The 18,748-nt window shown below is 53.9% G+C and carries 19 protein-coding genes; 12 read left to right on the top strand and 7 right to left on the bottom strand.

The window, feature by feature from the left end; genetic code table 11:
• Positions 1-1,150, top strand: a 1,150-nt coding sequence (locus ABYW01_RS02565; protein ID WP_372830984.1) for a putative bifunctional diguanylate cyclase/phosphodiesterase, incomplete at its 5' end; no start/stop codon positions are given.
• Here ABYW01_RS02565 and ABYW01_RS02560 read toward each other — a convergent pair.
• Together ABYW01_RS02560 and ABYW01_RS02555 are read right to left on the bottom strand one after the other, a co-directional pair.
• On the bottom strand, positions 1,116-2,642 hold the full coding sequence (locus ABYW01_RS02560; RefSeq protein ID WP_372830983.1) for a YifB family Mg chelatase-like AAA ATPase: 1,527 nt from the start codon (positions 2,640-2,642) through the stop codon (positions 1,116-1,118). The genes ABYW01_RS02565 and ABYW01_RS02560 overlap by 35 nt on opposite strands.
• An 81-nt stretch (positions 2,643-2,723) precedes the next feature.
• The gene (locus ABYW01_RS02555) at positions 2,724-2,984 is read right to left on the bottom strand and encodes an accessory factor UbiK family protein (protein WP_193951291.1); all 261 of its coding nucleotides are present in this window, start codon (positions 2,982-2,984) and stop codon (positions 2,724-2,726) included.
• A gap of 297 nt (positions 2,985-3,281) precedes the next feature.
• Here ABYW01_RS02555 and ABYW01_RS02550 point away from each other — a divergent pair, with 297 nt between their 5' ends.
• From ABYW01_RS02550 to astB, 9 genes are all read left to right on the top strand, one after another.
• Positions 3,282-3,620 carry a P-II family nitrogen regulator gene (locus ABYW01_RS02550; protein WP_193951290.1) on the top strand — a complete coding sequence of 113 codons (339 nt, stop codon included), beginning with the start codon at positions 3,282-3,284 and terminating at the stop codon, positions 3,618-3,620.
• Between the two features lie 32 nt (positions 3,621-3,652).
• Entirely contained in the window at positions 3,653-4,909 is a 1,257-nt protein-coding gene (locus ABYW01_RS02545) for an ammonium transporter (RefSeq protein ID WP_372830982.1), read from the top strand.
• 189 nt (positions 4,910-5,098) lie between these two features.
• Entirely contained in the window at positions 5,099-5,437 is a 339-nt protein-coding gene (gene glnK, locus ABYW01_RS02540) for a P-II family nitrogen regulator (protein WP_193951288.1), read from the top strand.
• Positions 5,438-5,687: 250 nt separating this feature from the next.
• Complete coding sequence (locus ABYW01_RS02535; protein ID WP_372830981.1) at positions 5,688-6,914, top strand: aspartate aminotransferase family protein; 1,227 nt, start codon at positions 5,688-5,690, stop codon at positions 6,912-6,914.
• 2 nt (positions 6,915-6,916) lie between these two features.
• Positions 6,917-8,173 (top strand): hydrolase, encoded by a 1,257-nt coding sequence (locus ABYW01_RS02530; RefSeq protein WP_372830980.1) that lies wholly within the window; start codon positions 6,917-6,919, stop codon positions 8,171-8,173.
• The gene (locus ABYW01_RS02525; RefSeq protein WP_372830979.1) at positions 8,170-8,982 is read left to right on the top strand and encodes a DUF1338 domain-containing protein; all 813 of its coding nucleotides are present in this window, start codon (positions 8,170-8,172) and stop codon (positions 8,980-8,982) included. The genes ABYW01_RS02530 and ABYW01_RS02525 overlap by 4 nt, the downstream gene beginning before the upstream one ends.
• An 86-nt stretch (positions 8,983-9,068) precedes the next feature.
• Entirely contained in the window at positions 9,069-10,097 is a 1,029-nt protein-coding gene (gene astA / locus ABYW01_RS02520; RefSeq protein ID WP_372830978.1) for an arginine N-succinyltransferase, read from the top strand.
• Positions 10,094-11,578, top strand: coding sequence for a succinylglutamate-semialdehyde dehydrogenase (gene astD, locus ABYW01_RS02515; protein ID WP_372830977.1), 1,485 nt, complete (start codon positions 10,094-10,096; stop codon positions 11,576-11,578). Before astA ends, astD begins: the two co-directional genes overlap by 4 nt.
• Before the next feature lie 12 nt (positions 11,579-11,590).
• Positions 11,591-12,937, top strand: coding sequence for an N-succinylarginine dihydrolase (astB, locus tag ABYW01_RS02510; protein WP_372830976.1), 1,347 nt, complete (start codon positions 11,591-11,593; stop codon positions 12,935-12,937).
• Between the two features lie 62 nt (positions 12,938-12,999).
• On the opposite strand, the gene ABYW01_RS02505 is transcribed toward astB, so the two are convergent.
• Complete coding sequence (locus ABYW01_RS02505; protein WP_372830975.1) at positions 13,000-14,385, bottom strand: ATP-binding protein; 1,386 nt, start codon at positions 14,383-14,385, stop codon at positions 13,000-13,002.
• Positions 14,385-15,095 (bottom strand): response regulator, encoded by a 711-nt coding sequence (locus ABYW01_RS02500; protein WP_372830974.1) that lies wholly within the window; start codon positions 15,093-15,095, stop codon positions 14,385-14,387. Before ABYW01_RS02500 ends, ABYW01_RS02505 begins: the two co-directional genes overlap by 1 nt.
• 698 nt (positions 15,096-15,793) lie before the next feature.
• On the opposite strand from ABYW01_RS02500, the gene ABYW01_RS02495 reads away from it, so the two are divergent.
• Positions 15,794-16,300 (top strand): Spy/CpxP family protein refolding chaperone, encoded by a 507-nt coding sequence (locus ABYW01_RS02495; protein WP_372830973.1) that lies wholly within the window; start codon positions 15,794-15,796, stop codon positions 16,298-16,300.
• Between the two features lie 70 nt (positions 16,301-16,370).
• Here ABYW01_RS02495 and ABYW01_RS02490 read toward each other — a convergent pair whose 3' ends face one another.
• The 3 genes from ABYW01_RS02490 to ABYW01_RS02480 all read right to left on the bottom strand — a co-directional run bounded on the left by ABYW01_RS02490 (position 16,371) and on the right by ABYW01_RS02480 (position 17,860).
• Positions 16,371-16,973, bottom strand: coding sequence for a hypothetical protein (locus ABYW01_RS02490; protein ID WP_372830972.1), 603 nt, complete (start codon positions 16,971-16,973; stop codon positions 16,371-16,373).
• A gap of 482 nt (positions 16,974-17,455) precedes the next feature.
• Positions 17,456-17,602, bottom strand: coding sequence for a hypothetical protein (locus ABYW01_RS02485; RefSeq protein ID WP_372830971.1), 147 nt, complete (start codon positions 17,600-17,602; stop codon positions 17,456-17,458).
• 21 nt (positions 17,603-17,623) lie between these two features.
• On the bottom strand, positions 17,624-17,860 hold the full coding sequence (locus ABYW01_RS02480) for a hypothetical protein (RefSeq protein ID WP_372830970.1): 237 nt from the start codon (positions 17,858-17,860) through the stop codon (positions 17,624-17,626).
• A 441-nt stretch (positions 17,861-18,301) separates the two neighbouring features.
• Between ABYW01_RS02480 and nqrM the strand changes: the two genes are divergently transcribed.
• Positions 18,302-18,538 (top strand): (Na+)-NQR maturation NqrM, encoded by a 237-nt coding sequence (gene nqrM / locus ABYW01_RS02475; RefSeq protein ID WP_193951276.1) that lies wholly within the window; start codon positions 18,302-18,304, stop codon positions 18,536-18,538.
• Positions 18,539-18,748: the final 210 nt, after the last annotated feature.

Raw genomic sequence — 18,748 nt, 5'->3', positions numbered from 1 at the left:
CCAGCACGGCCATCAGGCCGGTGATGAGATTGTTTTACAATTGCGGGACCGGTTGATCAACGCCACACCGCACGCCCATAACATACACCGTCTGGGCAACGACGAGTTCGCTATCATGCTCGCGTGCGAAGCGGATGACGATCTGCACGAAAAAACCCGGCAACAGGTCAAAACACTGCTGCTCGCGACCAGCTCCCCTTACAAAACCAACAACCGCAGTTCGATCCTGCCTTGTAGCATCGGTATTGCCTATTACACCTCGTCCGACGAACTGGATCTGGATGAACTGATGCGCCGCGCTACACGCGCCCGCTTACAGGCTAAACAAGAGCATCCCGGCACGTATCAGGTCTACGACCCGTCGTTGGATAACAAACAGTGCAGCGAAAGCGAATTGGAACCTGAGCTGGCATTTGCCTTGCGGGCCAATCAATTTGAGCTGTTTTTCCAGCCACAAATTGATCTGGAAAGCGGCAAGATCGCCGGTGCAGAAACCTTGATCCGCTGGCGCCACCCGAAACGGGGCCTGATTATGCCAGCGGAATTTATCGGTCTCTGCGAACGCAACGGCATGATCATCCCGATTGGCTACTGGGCCATCCACCAAGCCGGGATAAAGCTCAAGGAGTTGCAGCTACAGGGTTACGACAACTGCCGTATTGGTGTGAATCTCTCGTTCCGCCAGTTTCAGGACAGTAATCTGTCACAGACTATCCATCGCATTATCAGCCAGAATCAGATCAACAGCGCATTTTTAGAGTTTGAACTGACTGAGTCCGCCCTGATCAGCGATGAACAACATGTCAGTTACTGTCTGCAGGAACTGTCTAATCTGAGCATCGACTTTGCACTGGATGATTTCGGCACCGGCTATTCATCCTTCGCCCTGTTACAGAAGCTTCCGATCAGTACCCTGAAAATTGACCGCTCCTTTATCCGCAATGTGGCAGACAACCCGAACGATGCCGAAATCGTGCGTGCGATTATTAACCTTGCCCACAGTCTGGATAAGAAAGTAGTCGCAGAAGGGGTCGAAACCCCTGAACAGCTCGATTTCCTGATCCAGCACGGCTGCGATCAGGTACAAGGCTATCTGTACAGCCCTCCCGTGCCGTTTAAAGACTTCGTGCAGATGCTGGAACAGGCGTAAGTCCACGGCGGTAACTCAGGGCTTCCAGCAGGTGGGAGGTTCCCACTTGCTCCAGCCCGGCCAGATCCGCGACGGTTCTGGCGACCCTCAAGATGCGATGAAAGGCCCGCGCCGACAGCTGCATTTTCTCCAGTGCATTCACCAGCATCAGTTTGTCGTCTTCGCTGATTGCGCACTGTCGTTCCAGCTCAGGACCTTCCAGCTGCTGGTTACAGCATCCCTGACGTTGAATCTGGCGTTCACGGGCAGCCACCACCCGTTCCCGCACCTGAGCGCTGGTTTCATTGGTGCCCGTATGTTCCAGCATCTCCTGCTTGGAGATGGCGCTCACCCAAAGCTGCATATCGATACGATCAAGCAACGGACCCGATATTTTCTCCTGATAACGGCGCACCATATCCGGGCTGCAACGGCACCGCTCGGTGCCGTCGTTGTAATACCCACAAGGACAGGGGTTCATGGCCGCGATCAACTGAAAGCGGGCAGGAAAACTACACTGGCGCGCGGCGCGGGAGATCAGGATCTCGCCTGACTCCATCGGTTCGCGCAGCACTTCCAACACCTTGCGATTAAATTCGGGTAACTCATCTAAGAACAGGACACCCTGATGGGCCAGTGAGATCTCACCCGGACGGGGACTGCTGCCCCCTCCCACCAGTGCCACCGCCGATGCGGTATGATGGGGCGCTCTGAAGGGACGCCGTCCGCTGATAACATCCCCGCTGATACCGGACACCGAATACACCGCCGCCACATCTAACCGCTCACCCTCCTGCATCAAGGGCAACAATCCGGGTAAACGGTTCGCCAACATGCTTTTCCCGCTACCTGGCGGACCTGCCAAAATCAGATTGTGCTGCCCAGCCGCTGCAATCTCTAACAACCGCTTCGCTTTACTCTGTCCTTTAACATCTTGCAGATCAGGGTATTTCGGCGCAGCCAGTGCCTGACTATTTTCTGCACAATATCGGGGCACCAGCTCGCTGCCCAACAAATGTGAGACTAGCTGCAGGAGATGCTCAATGGGATAGATGGCCAGACTGCGTACGATACCCGCTTCTTCGCGGTTATCCTGCGCCAGAATCAGGCTATGACCTTTCTCCGCACAACGCATCGCCGCAGGCAGTACTCCGCGCACCGGGCGTACCTGCCCGGACAATGCCAGCTCGCCAAGGAACTCCCGCTGCTCTAACGCTTCCATCGGAACCTGCTGGCTGGCCGCCAGAATGCCAATAGCAATCGCCAGATCATACCGGCCACCCTCTTTAGGCAAGTCCGCAGGGGCGAGATTGATGGTGATGCGGCGTTGGGGGAACTTAAAACCGGAGTTGATCAGTGCGCTGCGCACGCGTTCTTTGCTTTCTTTCACCGCAGTCTCGGGCAGGCCGACGATTGAAAGTGCGGGCAGACCACCGGACAGGTGGACTTCAACAGTAACTTCAGGGGCTTCAACACCCACCTGTGCACGGGTGTGGACGATTGCGAGTGACATAACATCCTTCCTTGGATCGGGAAATACAGCAAGCTGGCCGCGACAGGTTCCGTTGCCGCCTACCAGCTCGTCAGAAATAGATCAGGCGTCGCGCTCTGTCAGTTTCTGCTCCAGTTCTGCTAACGTTTTCTCAAGCTGTTCAACCTTTTCGCGCGTACGCATCAACACAGCTTTCTGAGCATCAAACTCATCACGGGTCACCAGATCCAGTCGGTTAAAGGTGCCTTGCAGGATCGCACTCACCTGCTCTTTCATCATCTCTTCACCGGGCAGTTGCGCCTGTCCAGACATCAGTTGCGCAAACTGGTCACTCAGACCATCAATCAGTTTCTGGTTAATCATGTTGTGCCTCAACATTATGCATTTTTCAGACCCCGACTATAGCAGGTTCACGCGCACTATTGGGGCGCGCCTCAAAATGGTGCACGCACCCGAATTGTGCACTGCCAGACTACAGACTCGTGCGCCATAAGTGCGCCTCAATCATTCACCCACTCACGCAAAACAGAGTAACCACATGTTTTAAAACAACTTTTAAAAACATGGCACGACCCTCGCTATACACAGATCAAACCAATTGATTCATTTGCGCTGTGACATGCACTCACAGTAACAACAGAGTATCGGGGGATAACACAAATGAAACTGGTATCTGCGGTTATCAAGCCGTTCAAACTGGATGACATCCGGGAAGCACTATCTGAAATCGGTATTAACGGTATCACCGTCAGTGAAGTTAAAGGTTTTGGCCGTCAGAAAGGTCACACCGAACTGTACCGTGGCGCCGAGTATGTCGTGGATTTTCTGCCAAAAGTCCGTGTTGATGCAGCCGTCAACGATGAGCTGGTTGATCGGGTTGTAGAAGCGATCAGCACCGCTGCACAAACCGGAAAAATCGGCGATGGCAAAATTTTTGTTATGCCGCTGGAACAGGCTATTCGAATCCGTACCGGTGAAACCGGTAACGACGCCCTATAAACCCTATTTGAGATTTTCTGGAGACCTTACCAATGGAAGAACTTCTGAATTCAACAGCGGGTGATGTAACCCAGCTTAAATATGCACTGGATACGTTTTATTTTCTGGTGTGTGGTGCACTGGTCATGTGGATGGCGGCAGGTTTCGCCATGCTGGAAGCCGGTCTGGTTCGTGCTAAGAACACCACTGAAATTCTGACCAAAAACATCGCTCTGTACGCGATCTCCTGCACCATGTACCTGGTGTCCGGTTACGCAATTATGTACGGCGGTGAATATTTGCTGAGCGGCATCACGGGTGACGGTTTCACCGGTGCTGAAGAGCCAGCAACCTACGCTCCATCGGCTGACTTCTTCTTCCAGGTGGTATTCGTTGCAACGGCGATGTCTATCGTATCCGGCGCAGTGGCTGAACGTATGAAGCTGTGGGCATTCCTGGCGTTCGCAGTTGTGATGACCGGTGTGATCTACCCACTGGAAGGCTCATGGACCTGGGGCGGCAACGACGTATTCGGTATGTACAACCTTGGCGATCTGGGCTTCTCTGACTTCGCAGGTTCCGGCATCGTACACATGGCAGGTGCTGCTGCAGCGCTGGCGGGTGTGCTGGTACTGGGTGCGCGTAAAGGCAAATATGCTAAAAACGGTGCGGTTAACGCGATTCCGGGTGCAAACCTGCCACTGGCAACACTGGGTACATTCGTACTGTGGTTGGGTTGGTTCGGCTTCAACGGCGGTTCCGTACTGGCGACCTCCGATGTAGAAAACTCTAACTCTGTCGCTGTGGTATTCATGAACACCAACGCAGCTGCTGCAGGTGGTGTCGTTGCAGCCCTGATCGTAGCACGCTTGCTGTTCGGTAAAGCGGACCTGACCATGACACTGAACGGTGCACTGGCGGGTCTGGTTGCGATCACCGCGGAGCCTTCTACGCCAACGGCACTGCAGGCAACATTGTTTGGTGCTATCGGTGGTACGCTGGTTGTCTTCAGCATTCTGGCACTGGATAAAGCGAAGATTGATGACCCTGTAGGTGCGATCTCCGTACACGGTGTAGTGGGTCTGCTGGGTCTGCTGCTGGTACCGGTTACCAACGGTGACGTTACCTTCTCCGGTCAGATCATTGGTGCACTGACTATCTTCGGTTGGGTATTCGTAGCAAGCCTGGTCGTATGGCTGGCAATCAAAGCTGTGATGGGTGTCCGCGTATCCGAAGAGGAAGAGTACGAAGGTGTCGACCTGTCCGAGTGTGGTATGGAAGCGTATCCAGAATTCACTTCTGCGAAATAATCCATTTGCCTCAAATAGTTAAGGGTGCTTCGGCACCCTTTTTCCGTTTTCGTAAAACCCACAGGGTCAATTTATAAACAGCCCTGAGAAAAGTTCGCGAAATCTGGGTATACTAGGTCAAAATCTACTTTTGAGTATAAATATGTCTCGTGCCCGCAGGGGCGACAAGAAGACAAATAGGAGAACGTTATGAAGCTGGTCAGCGCGGTTATTAAACCGTTCAAACTGGATGACGTCCGTGAAGCCCTGTCCGAAATCGGTATCCAGGGTGTCACTGTTACTGAAGTCAAGGGTTTCGGTCGTCAGAAAGGTCATACCGAACTGTATCGCGGCGCAGAGTACGTTGTAGATTTCCTTCCAAAAGTAAAAATCGAAGTCGCTGTCGACGACGATATGGTTGATCAGGTGATCGAAGCGATCTCCTCTACTGCAAACACTGGCAAAATCGGTGATGGTAAAATCTTCGTTATGCCACTGGAACAGGTTATCCGTATCCGTACTGGCGAAAGCGGTCCTGACGCGCTGTAAGCGTTCACACTGCTCACGAATTAGAAAAGCACCTCAAGGGGTGCTTTTTTATTGTCTGCACCCCACAATCTTTCACCCTTTTCTTTGCTTTCTCCCTGCATAAAAATTCCAGCCAATCTGAAAGATTTCAGAAGTTAACGTCAGATAACCGCAGCTTATCCGCTATTAATCACTTTTTGACCCGTTAACAACTTCCTTTCTGAAACTGTGTCTAAACTGAAAGGTATCGCTCCAACACAGGAGGTGCCGGATGGCTCATGAACTCAACCGCCACACGTTCGACGCAGTGATGGTGCCCAATTATGCACCGGGGGCTGTGATTCCCGTGCGTGGTGAAGGCTCTCATATTTGGGACCAGGACGGCCGCAGCTACATCGATTTTGCCGGTGGGATTGCGGTTAATTCGCTGGGGCACTGCCACCCTGAGCTGGTGAAGGTGCTGACCGACCAGGCCAATAAACTCTGGCACCTGAGTAATGTCTGGACCAATGAACCGGCACTTAAGTTGGCACAGCAGCTCTGCCAGATGACGTTTGCCGACAAGGTCTACTTTGCCAATTCAGGCGCGGAAGCCAACGAAGCCGCCCTCAAATTGGCGCGCCGTTACTCGGTAGACAAATACAGTGCCGACAAACACCAGATCATCGCCTTTGATAACGCCTTTCACGGACGCACCTTCTTTACGGTTAGCGTAGGCGGCCAACCGAAGTACAGCGAGGGTTTTGGTCCGGTACCGGAGGGCATCAGCCACCTGCCATTTAACGACATCCAGGCACTGGAGAAAGCGATCTCACACCATACATGTGCGGTGATTATGGAACCCATACAGGGAGAAGCCGGTATTCTACCTGCCGACCCTGATTTCATCCGCCGTGCCCGCGAGTTATGCAACCAGTACAATGCCCTACTGATTTTCGATGAGATTCAGACCGGTGTGGGCCGCACGGGTGAGCTATATGCCTACATGCGCACCGGTGTGAAACCCGACATCCTGACAACAGCCAAGGCACTGGGCGGTGGTTTCCCGATTGGTGCGATGCTATGCACTGACGAAGTCGCTCAAGCCATGGCGGTGGGTACGCATGGCAGTACTTACGGCGGCAATCCATTGGGCTGTCGCGTTGCGTCTCGGGTGCTGGAACTGGTCAATGACCGCGACCTGCTCGACGGTGTGCGAGAACGTCATCTGATGTTTATGGATGGGCTGGATGAGCTTAACGACAGATATCATCTGTTCAGCGATATTCGCGGACAGGGATTGCTGATTGGTTGCCAGCTGTGTGATCAATGGCAGGGGCAAGCCCGTAACCTGCTGGTTCAAGCTCAGGACGCGGGAGTCATGGTGCTGATCGCCGGTCCCGATGTGTTGCGGCTTGCACCATCCCTGATTATTCCTCCTGACGATATCCACACCGGACTCGAACGTCTGGGTCAGGCTATGGTGCAGTTTCTGCACACGCGTACAGAGGAGGCCTGACCATGTACCTGCGCATGCACGAGAGCGATCAGCCCGCACTACACTGGCTCAGTCAGCACCGCGCATGGATGGAAGACAGACTACTGGAACTGGTCAGTATCAACAGTGGCAGCCATAACCCCGTTGGGGTCAATCGCGTGGGCGAATACTATGCCGCACTGTTTGCCGAACGGCTGGAAGCCGCCGTGGATAAGTACACGCTCGACCCCTGGCAACGGGTCAGTATGCAGGGCCATATCATCGAACAGGAACTGGGGGGCTTGTGGCGGATTCGAAAACGTCCCGATGCCCCCATCCGCATTCTGCTCACCGGTCACCTGGATACGGTGTTCGGCAAAGATTCAGCCTTCCAGAGCGCGCACTATCAGGACAACAACACGCTAAACGCGCCTGGTGCAGCGGATATGAAAGGCGGCATACTGGTGATGCTTAGTGCGCTGGAAGCCCTTGAGCAACATCCCGATCATCACAACATTGGCTGGACCGTACTGCTGAATCCAGATGAAGAGATCGGCTCCCCCGGCTCATCCGGCTGGTTTGCCCGTGAAGCCCCACGCCACCATCTGGGGCTGGTATTTGAACCTGCCCTGCCCGATGGAAACTTAGCGGGTGAACGCAAAGGCAGCGGTAACTTTACCCTGAGTATCAACGGACGCAGTGCCCATGCAGGACGCAACCCACAGGAAGGCCGCAACGCGATCAGTGCTGCTGCATGGGCGATCAGTCAACTGGAACAACTGAATGGTGCACGCGAAGGTTTAACCCTTAACACCGGCATTATCGAGGGCGGGACAACGACCAATCAGGTGCCGGATACCTGCGTGGTGAAGTTTAATATCCGTATCCAGCGCCCGGACGATGCCGACTGGTGCCTGACTCAGCTTGAAAACATTCAGCTATCCATCAACCAGCGGGAAGGCTTCAGTGCCAGCCTGCACGGCAGCTTTGGCCGCATGCCAAAAGTCATGGACGATGCTCACCAATCCCTTTATGGCCTGTTAAAAAACTGTGCCGGCCTGCTGGATCTTGACTTGAGCTGGCAACCAACAGGGGGGTGCTGCGATGGCAACAATCTCAGTAGCCATGGCCTGCCTAATATCGACACGCTGGGCGTAAGAGGGGGACTTATCCACAGCGCCGACGAATTTATCTGTCTAGACAGCCTGACCGAACGTGCCAGCCTCAGCGCTTTACTGCTGTTTCAACTGGCCCGCGATGGATTGCCACCCGGTCTCACCGGACGGGAGGTAACTCTATGAATACCGAGGATCTGCGTAACCTGCTCGATGCGATGTGGCAGGACTACCTGAAGATTAATCCTGATGCGCGATTGATCCACCAGCTGTTTGCCGAGCGTAACCCAACCCTCATCAATGACCACATTGCGCTGCGTACCTTTGATCTGCCCAAGGTCAGTATCCGCACGATCGCCGCGCCGTTTGTGAATGCCGGCTACAAACCCAGAGGTGAATATTACTTCCCGGCGAAGAAGCTGTTTGCCGAACACTTTGAACACCCGGATAACACGTTACCCAAGATTTTTATCAGTGAGTTGCATGTGGACCAGCTCTCAGACAGCGCCGCCGAAATCATCCATCAATGCGTCAGCCAGATCCCTGAAGATGCGCCTGCCCAGGCCAGTTTCAGCTATTCCGGCCGGCATTGGGCACTGAGTCATGATACCTATCTGCAACTACTGGATGAGAGTGAATACGCCGCCTGGTTATGCGCCTTCGGTTACCGCCCTAACCATTTCACCCTGTTGGTAAACGCCCTGCAGTCGCACCACTCCATCGATAAGGTAAACGACTTTCTGCTGCAGCAAGGCTTTGCACTCAACAGTGCTGGCGGTCTGGTTAAAGGATCACCGGAAGAGTTTCTGGAGCAGTCATCCACCTTAGCGAAGCCCATTCTTGTACCGTTCAGCGACCGCAACGCAGAAATTCCGGGCTGCTACTACGAGTTTGCCCAGCGTTACCCGCTGGCCAACGGTCAGCTCTATCAGGGTTTTGTCGCCGCATCGGCTGATCGTATCTTTGAAAGTACCGATGTAAAACGCAGCAACTGATCCGCCAGGTAACACTGTATACGCAGAGACAGAAACGGCAGACCTGAGCCGCGGGTTCAGGGGTTGTGAATTAGGGGGGCGAACACATGAAAGTGATACGACCTATTTGCACCGCAGATCTGGATGTTCTGCATCAGATCGCTATCGATACCGGACCCGGCTTCACCTCACTGCCGGATAACCGGGAGTTACTTGAGAAGCGCATCGCCGCGACCGAAAAGGCACTGGTAAAAGAGACGGAGCCGTCTCATCCCGATCACTACCTGTTCGTCATGGAAGAGACCGATACCGGCGAAGTGGTGGGTACCTGTGGTATTGATTCGGCCGTGGGTATGACCGCCCCGTTTTATCACTACCGTATCGGCACCGTGGTCCATGCCTCACGCGAACTGAACGTCCACAACAGCTTCCGCACCCTCTATCTGTGTAACGATTACACCGGCTGCTCCGAGATGTGTACGTTATATCTGCAACCGGAGGCGCGTCACTCGGCCAATGGCAGTTTGCTCTCCAAGAGCCGCTTTCTCTTCATGGCCGAACACCCTCAACGGTTCGCCGACAAAGTGATTGCCGAGCTACGCGGCTTCACCAACGACAATGGCGAGTCGCCGTTTTGGGACGGGCTGGGTAAACGTTTCTTCTCCATGGAATACAGCACAGCGGATTACCTGACCGGCTCCGGCAACAAAGTCTTTATCGCTGAGCTGATGCCCAAACACAGCATCTATATCCATTTGCTACCCGACAGCGCACAAGCGGTGATTGGTAAGGTCCATCCCAATACGGAGCCTGCCCGCAAGATGCTGGAAAGCGAAGGATTCCGTTACGAAGAGTACGTCGACATCTTTGATGGAGGCCCAACCCTGTCGACTCGTTTGGGCGACATCCGGGCGATTCACAGTAGCCGCTATCAAAAGGTCGCGATTGGTGACGTGGACAATGATGGTCCTGAGTTCCTGATCAGTAACACCGGTCTGGCAGATTTCCGCTGTACCAAATCCTGCATAGACACACGTGGCAGCATCTCCACGATTACTCAGGCCACGGCCGATGCGTTGCAGGTTAGCGCGGGGGATACATTGCGCATCGTCGAACTCAAAGGGAGGTCAACATGAATCCTGTAGCATCACTGTTTATCAATGGCGATTGGGTCGCCGGTGAAGGCAGTCCGATGGAATCTCTCAATCCGGGTAACGGTGAACAGATCTGGAAAGGACGCGCGGCCACTGCAGATCAGGTTGATCTCGCGGTCAGATCCGCGATAACGGCGTTTCCCGCATGGGCAGGCCACACCTTTGAGCAACGTGTGGCTCAGGTCAGACGTTTCAACGAGGTGGTGGATCACTACCGTATTTTGCTGGCCGATACGATTGGGCAAGAGACCGGCAAACCCTTCTGGGAAGCCGAAACCGAAGTTACCGCGATGCTCGGCAAAGCGGAGATCTCCATTCGGGCGTATCAGGAACGCACTCCCAGCAGGGAGAGCAGTCAGAACGACCTGATCACTCGGTTACAGCATCGGCCTCATGGGGTGGTGGGCATTTTTGGCCCCTACAATTTCCCCGCGCATCTTCCGAACGGGCATATCATGCCTGCCCTGTTGGCGGGCAACACCCTCATTTTTAAACCCAGCGAACTGACGCCCCGCACGGCTGAACTGCTGGTCCATCTATGGCAAAAAGCGGAACTGCCCGACGGAGTACTGAATCTGGTACAAGGTGACCGGGATACCGGCGCGGCACTCGCCGCTCATCCACACGTTAACGGACTCTACTTTACCGGCAGTGCCACCACCGGCTGTTACCTGCACCAGCAATTTGCCGGTCAGCCGGAAAAAATTCTGGCGCTGGAGATGGGAGGCAATAACCCTTTACTGGTCACCGACGTAAAAGATACAGCGGCGGCGGTGTTTCATACGATTCAATCAGCCTACATCACCTCCGGTCAGCGCTGCACCTGTGCCCGACGGTTGTTAGTCCCCACCGGCGTCGAGGGCGATCGCTTTATTGCGGCGCTGAGCTCCGCTATCGGTCAGATTCAAGTCGGTGCCTACAACCAGCAACCACCACCGTTCATGGGTGCACTGATCAGCAATCAGGCGGCCGAAAACGTACTGGCTGCCGAACAAGCGCTCATCTCCCAAGGTGCACAGCCTCTGGTCCCGCTGACCCGTCCAGACGCACATCTCGCCTATCTCACGCCCGGCCTGATCGACGTCACACCGATAAAAAACCGAGAAGACAAGGAATGTTTTGGTCCGTTACTGCAGGTGATTCGGGTGACCGATGTTGATCATGCAGTTCGGGAAGCCAACAACACCCGTTTCGGTCTGTCCGCCGGGGTGCTGAGTGACAACCCACAGGTCTTTCACCAGTTTGATCAATCCGTCCGGGCGGGACTCATCAATTGGAATCGCCCCCTCACAGGCGCTTCCAGTGCCCTGCCCTTTGGCGGCACAGGGATCAGCGGGAACCATCGGGCCAGTGCGTGGTATGCAGCGGATTATTGCGCCTATCCGGTGGCCTCTCAACTCTGCGAAACACTGAGCAGCCCCTCAGTAGAGCCACCCGGTCTGAACCCACCCGATACAGAGTAAGTGGGAGGATATATGCGTTATCAGGAGTTAAACCTCGACGGACTGGTCAGCCCTTGTCACAACTATGCAGGCCTGTCGCCGGGCAACCTGGCGTCCGAAGATCATCGTGGGCAAGACGCATCCCCCAAACAAGCGGCTCTGCAAGGGCTGGAAAAGATGTGGCGCTTGCATCAACTGGGAATACCGCAAGCGGTGATGCCCCCCCAGCTACGGCCTCGGCTGGAGATGTTACGAACACTGGGCTTCAGCGGAAGCAATACACAGTTGATCGATGCAGCAGCGCGGCAGGCACCTGAATTACTGGCGGCCTGTTATTCTGCATCCAGTATGTGGGCAGCCAATAGCGCGACTGTGACCTGTTCGGCAGACAGCAACGATCATAAGCTGCATTTCACACCCGCCAATCTGTTGTTTAATCTGCATCGCAGTCTGGAAGCACAAGAGAGCAACCGCATCCTGAAACGGATTTTTGGCAACAGCGAGTTTTTTGTCCACCACCCACCACTGCCCGCCAGTATTGAGTTCGGTGATGAAGGCGCCGCCAACCACACCCGACTCTGTGCCGATCATTACCAACCCGGTCTGACCCTGCTGACCTATGGTTATCAGCAGCAACCGGACAGTCTCAAACCCAGCCTCTTTCCCGCCAGACACAGTCTGCAAGCAACCGAAGCCATTATTCGCGCTCACCAGCTCGGACCTCACAACAGTTTGAGCATGCAGCAGCTGCCCGCCAGTATCGACCGGGGAGTCTTTCACAATGATGTGATTGCGGTCGGTCACCGTAATCTATTATTGCTGCACGAAGAGGCGTGGCTGAATCAGGCACACTCATTGGACCAGATACAGCGGTGCTGGGAACGCTTAACACCGGACAATACACCGCTCTATATCGAGCAGGTGAGCCGTCGGGATCTGAATGTAGAAGACACTGTGAAAAGCTATCTGTTTAACAGCCAGCTGCTGACGCTAAGCTCCGGTGAGATGCTATTACTGGCACCCCTTGAGTGTCAGGAGCAGGATGCTGCCCGGGCGGTGATTGAGAAACTGCTGGTATCCTATAATCCGCTGACACAGGTCGAGTTCATGGACCTGCGTCAGAGCATGAACAACGGTGGTGGTCCGGCGTGCCTGCGATTGCGTGTCCCGTTGAGTGATACCGAGCTGGCAGCCATGCATCAGGGTGTATTGCTCACCCCCGCTCTATATCAGGCATTACAGCGGTGGATCAATCACCACTACCGCGATCAGCTCGGTCCGGAGGATTTGCGCGATCCGGCGTTAATTGATGAGATCCACAATGCACTCGGTGTACTCGAACAAATTCTGGATCTGCCCGGTTTGTACAACTTTGTCTAGGTAGTTTTGGTCGCAGGCTGCGACTCCCGATCAGCTGATCAGACGGAGCCACAGGCCTCGCGCTACACCTTCTGTGAAGGAATACGAATCACCACTTCCAGTCCGCCCTGCGGATGGTTGTGCGCTTCAATCGTACCGCTCAAACGCTGCACCGCACGCTGCGCAATACTCAGTCCCAGACCGTAGCCGTTGTTCTCGGTTGTACTGCGATAGAACGGTTCGAACAGATGCTCCAGTGCTGACGACGACACACCCGTACCATAATCCCGGATACGGATCACACACTCCTTGCCCACTTCACTTAACGCCACATCAATCGCCACATCCTCGGCGGTATGTTTGCAGGCATTACCCAGCACATTGTTCAGCGCTCGCTCCAGCAAAGCCCGGCTGCCCTCGATATGACACTCACAGTCTGAACTGAAGTTAACCTGACGCTGACTGTTGGAGAAACGTACGTCCTCGATCATCTCCTGCAACAATTCACTCAACGCAAACGGAGGACCTGAAGCTTCGCTGTTTTCCAGCTTGGACAGGGATAGGATCTCTCCGATCAGGGCATCCAGTCGCTGACATTCACGGATAATCCGCTGCACCACTTTATCGTCATCACCCCAGCGCTGCTCAGCCAGTCCGGCAGCAGCCTGCAAGCGCGCCAGAGGTGCTCTCAGCTCGTGAGACACATCCTGCATCAGCTTTTGATGAGAGGTGAGAGTCTGCTCCACAAACTCCGCCATCTGATCAAACTCCCGCGATAGCGCGCCAATCTCATCCCCGCGACTGCTTAACGCTTTATCCGAGCGGGTCGCCAGTTCGCCGCTATAGAGTGCCTGTGTATGATCTCGCAGCCGATTAATCGGTCGTACAATAATCCAGGTCACCAGACTGGCGGCAACCACCGACATCAGCATCACCTTCAGCGCGATCTGGAAGGAGATCAGCACCTGTAGGATGTGGATAAATGAGGAGTGCTTAAGGTCCAGAGCCACCTCAACCTGATAGTTGCGCTGATGATCGGAGATCAAATCAAAACTGATCACTTCAAACGACGTCGGCCAGCCCTCACGTGGACCAATGACGATCTTATCCTTGTCCGTATCCGTGATACGAATCAGGTTACGCTTCTTCCAGCGCTCAAGCATCTCTTCACGGTGGTGACGACGGTCTCGACCACGATGGTCACCGTCATCATCGTCCCAATCATGACGATCAAAGCGCAGCGCGCGAATAGGCGGGGGACGACGGAGCGGACGATCACAATTTCCGTCCCCTTCATAACGGTCTATGACGCGCTCCGCGTGCCCCTGTGCGGTTGCAACCACCAAGTTGCGAAAATTGGAACGCTCCGACACGCCCCCCACGATGGCAATGGTTGCCAGCAACACAATCGTACTGGCCAGCCAGATCGCGAGAAAAATCTTAACAAAGAGCCGTTTATACCAGCGCATCAGGCACCCCGGACAAACTGATAACCCACACCGCGCACGGTTTTAATCACATCGCTATTGGGTAACAACTTACCCAGCTTCTGCCGGACCCGGCTCACATGCACATCGATGGCCCGGTCATAGGCGGTTAATTTACGGTGCAACACCAACTCTGTGAGCTGCTCCTTGCTGATCACCGTGCCGGCATTGTTCATCAAATAGGCCAGCACATTGAACTCAGTACCCGTCAGCTCCAGCGTCTGCTGTGCAATGCGCACTTCGCGGATGCCGGGGTCAAGTTGTATCCCCGCTTCTGACACCGGCTGGTCGGGAAACAACGTCTGGTGCTCTTTAGGACCTGCCCGGCGCAGGATCGCTTTGATACGCGCCACCAGTTCCCGCGGATTACAGGGTTTACTGAGGTAATCATCCGCCCCCATCTCAAGTCCCAGAATGCGATCAATATCCTCACCACGACCGGTCAGCATAATCACCGGCAGCTGCAAACGCGGACGAATCTCCTGCAACAGGTCCATACCGCTACGCCCCGGCATCATCACATCCAGTATCATCAGCTGATAACGTTCAGCACGTTGCAGTTTATGCTGCGCATCGTCCGCGTTGTGAGCAAACTCCACCAGAAAGCCTTCGTTCTCCAGATAGTCGCCGATCAGCTCACACAGCTCAGTATCGTCATCCACCATCAGTAAACGGGTTTGTTCGCTCATCATCTGCTCCAGATATTCGTTCAGTGACTAAGGAAGGTGCTAATAAGTCCCGTGAGTACTCTGCAAGCCCTTAAGCCTGCAGTTGCCAGGCGCAGTTTGCAGTTAATGGCCATAGTCCTTAATAAAAATTGCAACACCGCAGATGCAGGCTTAAGGGCTTGCCCTGCGGGGCTTTCGGGAAAATCCACACTCGGTGTCAGTACTTTTTGTAAGGTCCAGACATTACGGCAAAGTGCTTCCTTGATTGTGAACCTTCCCGAAAGCCAGAGTTGCCACAGGACTTGTTCGCACCTTCCCTAGATAATAATCGTCCGTGGCGCTGCGCCCAGCCCAATTTACCAAACTTTACACAACCGACACTAAAGTTAACCGATGGCTGCCACAGAATAGATTGCGTTCTATGACCCTACATCTGGAACCAGTGCTGCGCCTTATTGGTCTTTGGCGGCAGTGAATAACCCCTCGGATGGAGACTGAACAGCCCGGTTTATATCACCACAACAGGTGTTATAACCCACACCCTCAGTGCTCTAGGTTCTTAAGGACTCCATTCTATTAAGCCGGCTCTCGGACCCTCCCGCAGCCGGCCTTTTTTTGCCTGAAATTTTACGTTTACCAATCTTTACACCGTCGTAACCCAACTTAGCGATGACAGATTCGACAATAGATCCAACAACGCAAAACAACTTGGAGAGACGACAATGCGTAAGACACTAATCATCGGCCTGACTGCAGCAGCACTGACTCTGGGTGGACTGGGTACAGCCGTCGCGAGCGGTAAATTTGGTCACGGTATGGACGGTATGATGGGCGGCCATATGTTGGAACGCATCAGCCAGAAGCTGGACCTGACTGAAGAACAGCAGCGTCAGGTAGACGACATGATCGCCGCCAACGTGAAAGATATGCGCCAGAACATGCGCAGTATGAAAGACCTGCGTATGGAGCTGCGTAAACTGGACCCAACCGCGGCTGATTACCAGCAGAAATCTACCCAGTTGGCAGCAGACATCGCCAGCGCCACGGAGAAAATGGTACTGATGCGTGCCGAGCAGCGTCAGGACTTCAATAACATTCTGACCGACGATCAGCGCACCGAGCTAACCGCGATGAAGGAGAAGATGGAAGAGAAATGGGCGAAGCATGGCAAGCATCGCTTCGGTGGTCACGACGGTGAAGGTAAAGGTGGCAAGCACTGCCGCACCTGATCCAGGCTCACCGTTCCCCACGGATCTCCCGGTCTTTACTCCACCAGGGGTAAAGACCGGCTAACCTAATTCAGTACCGCTGACGCCCTATCGGCTTCAGATCACAACGTAATGTGCCCTGCATAAACCGGTCAATGCTAACCGTCTGACGGACACCGCGGTGAAAATCTCGACTGGTCCCCAGCAAACGGGTACAACCTTGGCTAGATGCATAATAGTCGTCGCGGCATAACGCCACCTCCAGACCAGATTCAGCGAAACGAACCTGTGCGGTCGTGCTGTAACGCTCTTTTAGATCCTGTAGACGAAGATCACGTTCTTCACCACGCACCAGATCAAATACCTGCGGTTTACTCGCCTTCCAATCGCCGCCAAAACGCACATCCAGTGGATCTAATACACACTGAACAATGTCGCCATATTGCGCATTCCGCCGCATCGCAGCCATCGCTTCGTATTTACGTGCTTCCGCTTCAGCCTGCGCTTGTCGTTCCCGCGCCTGAGCCTCGGCCCGCACCTTGTCCAGTTCGGCCTGCTTTTCATAGGCTTGGAGCTGCTCGGTCTGACTCATGCTGGCCCACTCGTCGTCATCAATACCCAACGGGTGCAAGCTACAACCGGTCAGCATCCAGGCGCCCAACACTAGGCATAGTGTTTTTGTTGCCAGTTTCATCACGTCCCCTCCTCACTTGATAGACACAGAGTAGGCAGGACGAACTGAATAGTAACTGAAACCCGCCATCGGATCACACCCGATCGCGGGGATTATTCGTGTCCACGGCCAGGGGAAAAGGAGACAGAATTATTTTATGGCACGGATATCGATCCCCTTCTATGCAGCCGAGCACTGGAGCAATTAATCGAATAAAGCGAGGACTGTTTGAGGCCGAAGGCCGAGTTCCGCAGCGTCGATTGATTGTGAAGCGCGCAGGGAACCCGCGAGGCGGGCAAGTAGCAGGGGCGGTGGGGATTGTTAAGGGGAAGGCGCCTTCCCCTTAACCACGGAATAGGTGAAAGAGTCGTAAGAAAGTCCTCTGGAATAACCAGTTACCGCTAGAGTTCAGCAGGAGGCACGATAAATCGATGCCCTACAATGTCCATAGCCACTGCGATATACGAACACAAAAAGGCCCGCTATCGCGCAATGCTGCTCCTCTAATAAAGTGAACAGCATTGCTCTAAATTATTGGCCCGTTCGCGCGCAGCCTCCAGCATCTCCTGTAGCGCTTCTGCCAACGCATTCGACAGGCTAAAGCAATCATCCAGATAATCAGTGGCGATCTGACGCCGCTCGGCCGTCATCTGCTCCAGATAACCTACGGCCTATTTTCCCAGAGCACCTTCCCCTGTCAGTCCCCACCACTGACTGTTGATCTCCTCGCTCCATTGGGTAACGCGGAAGCGGTCCATGGTGTCCACAGACATCACATTCAGGGCAGTGGTATTTTCACCCACCAGTCCTTCGTCTTTCAGTTCCTGAACTTCACGGCTGGTTGCTGAGTGAGATTGAATCTGTCCCGGTGTAATACCCGGCAAAATCGTAGAGAGTGAGATGCTCATATGCAGTCCATGCCCATTGCTTCAAAATGTTAGTGTTGGGCTCACCCGGCAATGCCCACGGCAAACACCTTCCGCATGTGATGCATTCGAAAGACCAGAACCGGCAATAACTTGTGCAAAAAAGCACAAAATCCCCCGACAACCTGATAACTCCTTTTCTTATAGCAAGTTACGTACCTGCCCCGGAGACACCAACATTAAACATTTTTAACCATTCACCTCCAATGCGCCCATGGGTTAAAATGGATAATATATACACTTTAAAACTTCTGAGGGTAACGTTAGACTTAACCCCCACGAAGCGGCTGTAAAGTGGTAAACTTGCTCACAATTCAGCCTATATTGGCTTCAGAGCTAAACGATCTGTAATCTGCTGCACGCGAAATACCAGTGCCATAAGCACAACGTTCGCGACGCTATCCCACTTCGAGGAGGTGGCCCTTGGAAACTGTATTTCTTGCGTTTGTTGTTTTGTTAGTTGTTGTCATTGGTGCATCTGTAGGCGTACTGATGGGACGCAAGCCGATTAAAGGCTCTTGCGGTGGTGTGGGGAAAGCACTGGGCGAGAAAGACTACACCTGCCCGGTCTGCGGCGATGATCCGGATAAATGCGAAAACGAGAATGAACAAACGGCAGCCGCTAAGACCGATGGCCTGTCTTACGAGCTAACGAAGTAAGCTCAATCTTGCTTTCATCAAAAAAGGGACCTGTAGGTCCCTTTTTTATTTCCCCTTCATACAACCTGTACATGGATCCCAATTAGCGAAAAACATCGTTTTTTGTCTATAGTTACCTGAGTGTTGATGCCGCTCTCTGCATCATCCCTCAGCTCGACAGGAGGCCGTGTTGAATAAGCCCGAATTTCCAGCAGATGAATCATGCCGCAT

The sequence above is a fragment of the Pontibacterium sp. genome (genome assembly GCF_041587635.1).
Classification (GTDB): domain Bacteria; phylum Pseudomonadota; class Gammaproteobacteria; order Pseudomonadales; family Balneatricaceae; genus Pontibacterium.
The sequence above is the reverse complement of the archived record's forward strand: the minus strand, read 5'-3'. Positions and strand labels throughout refer to the sequence as shown.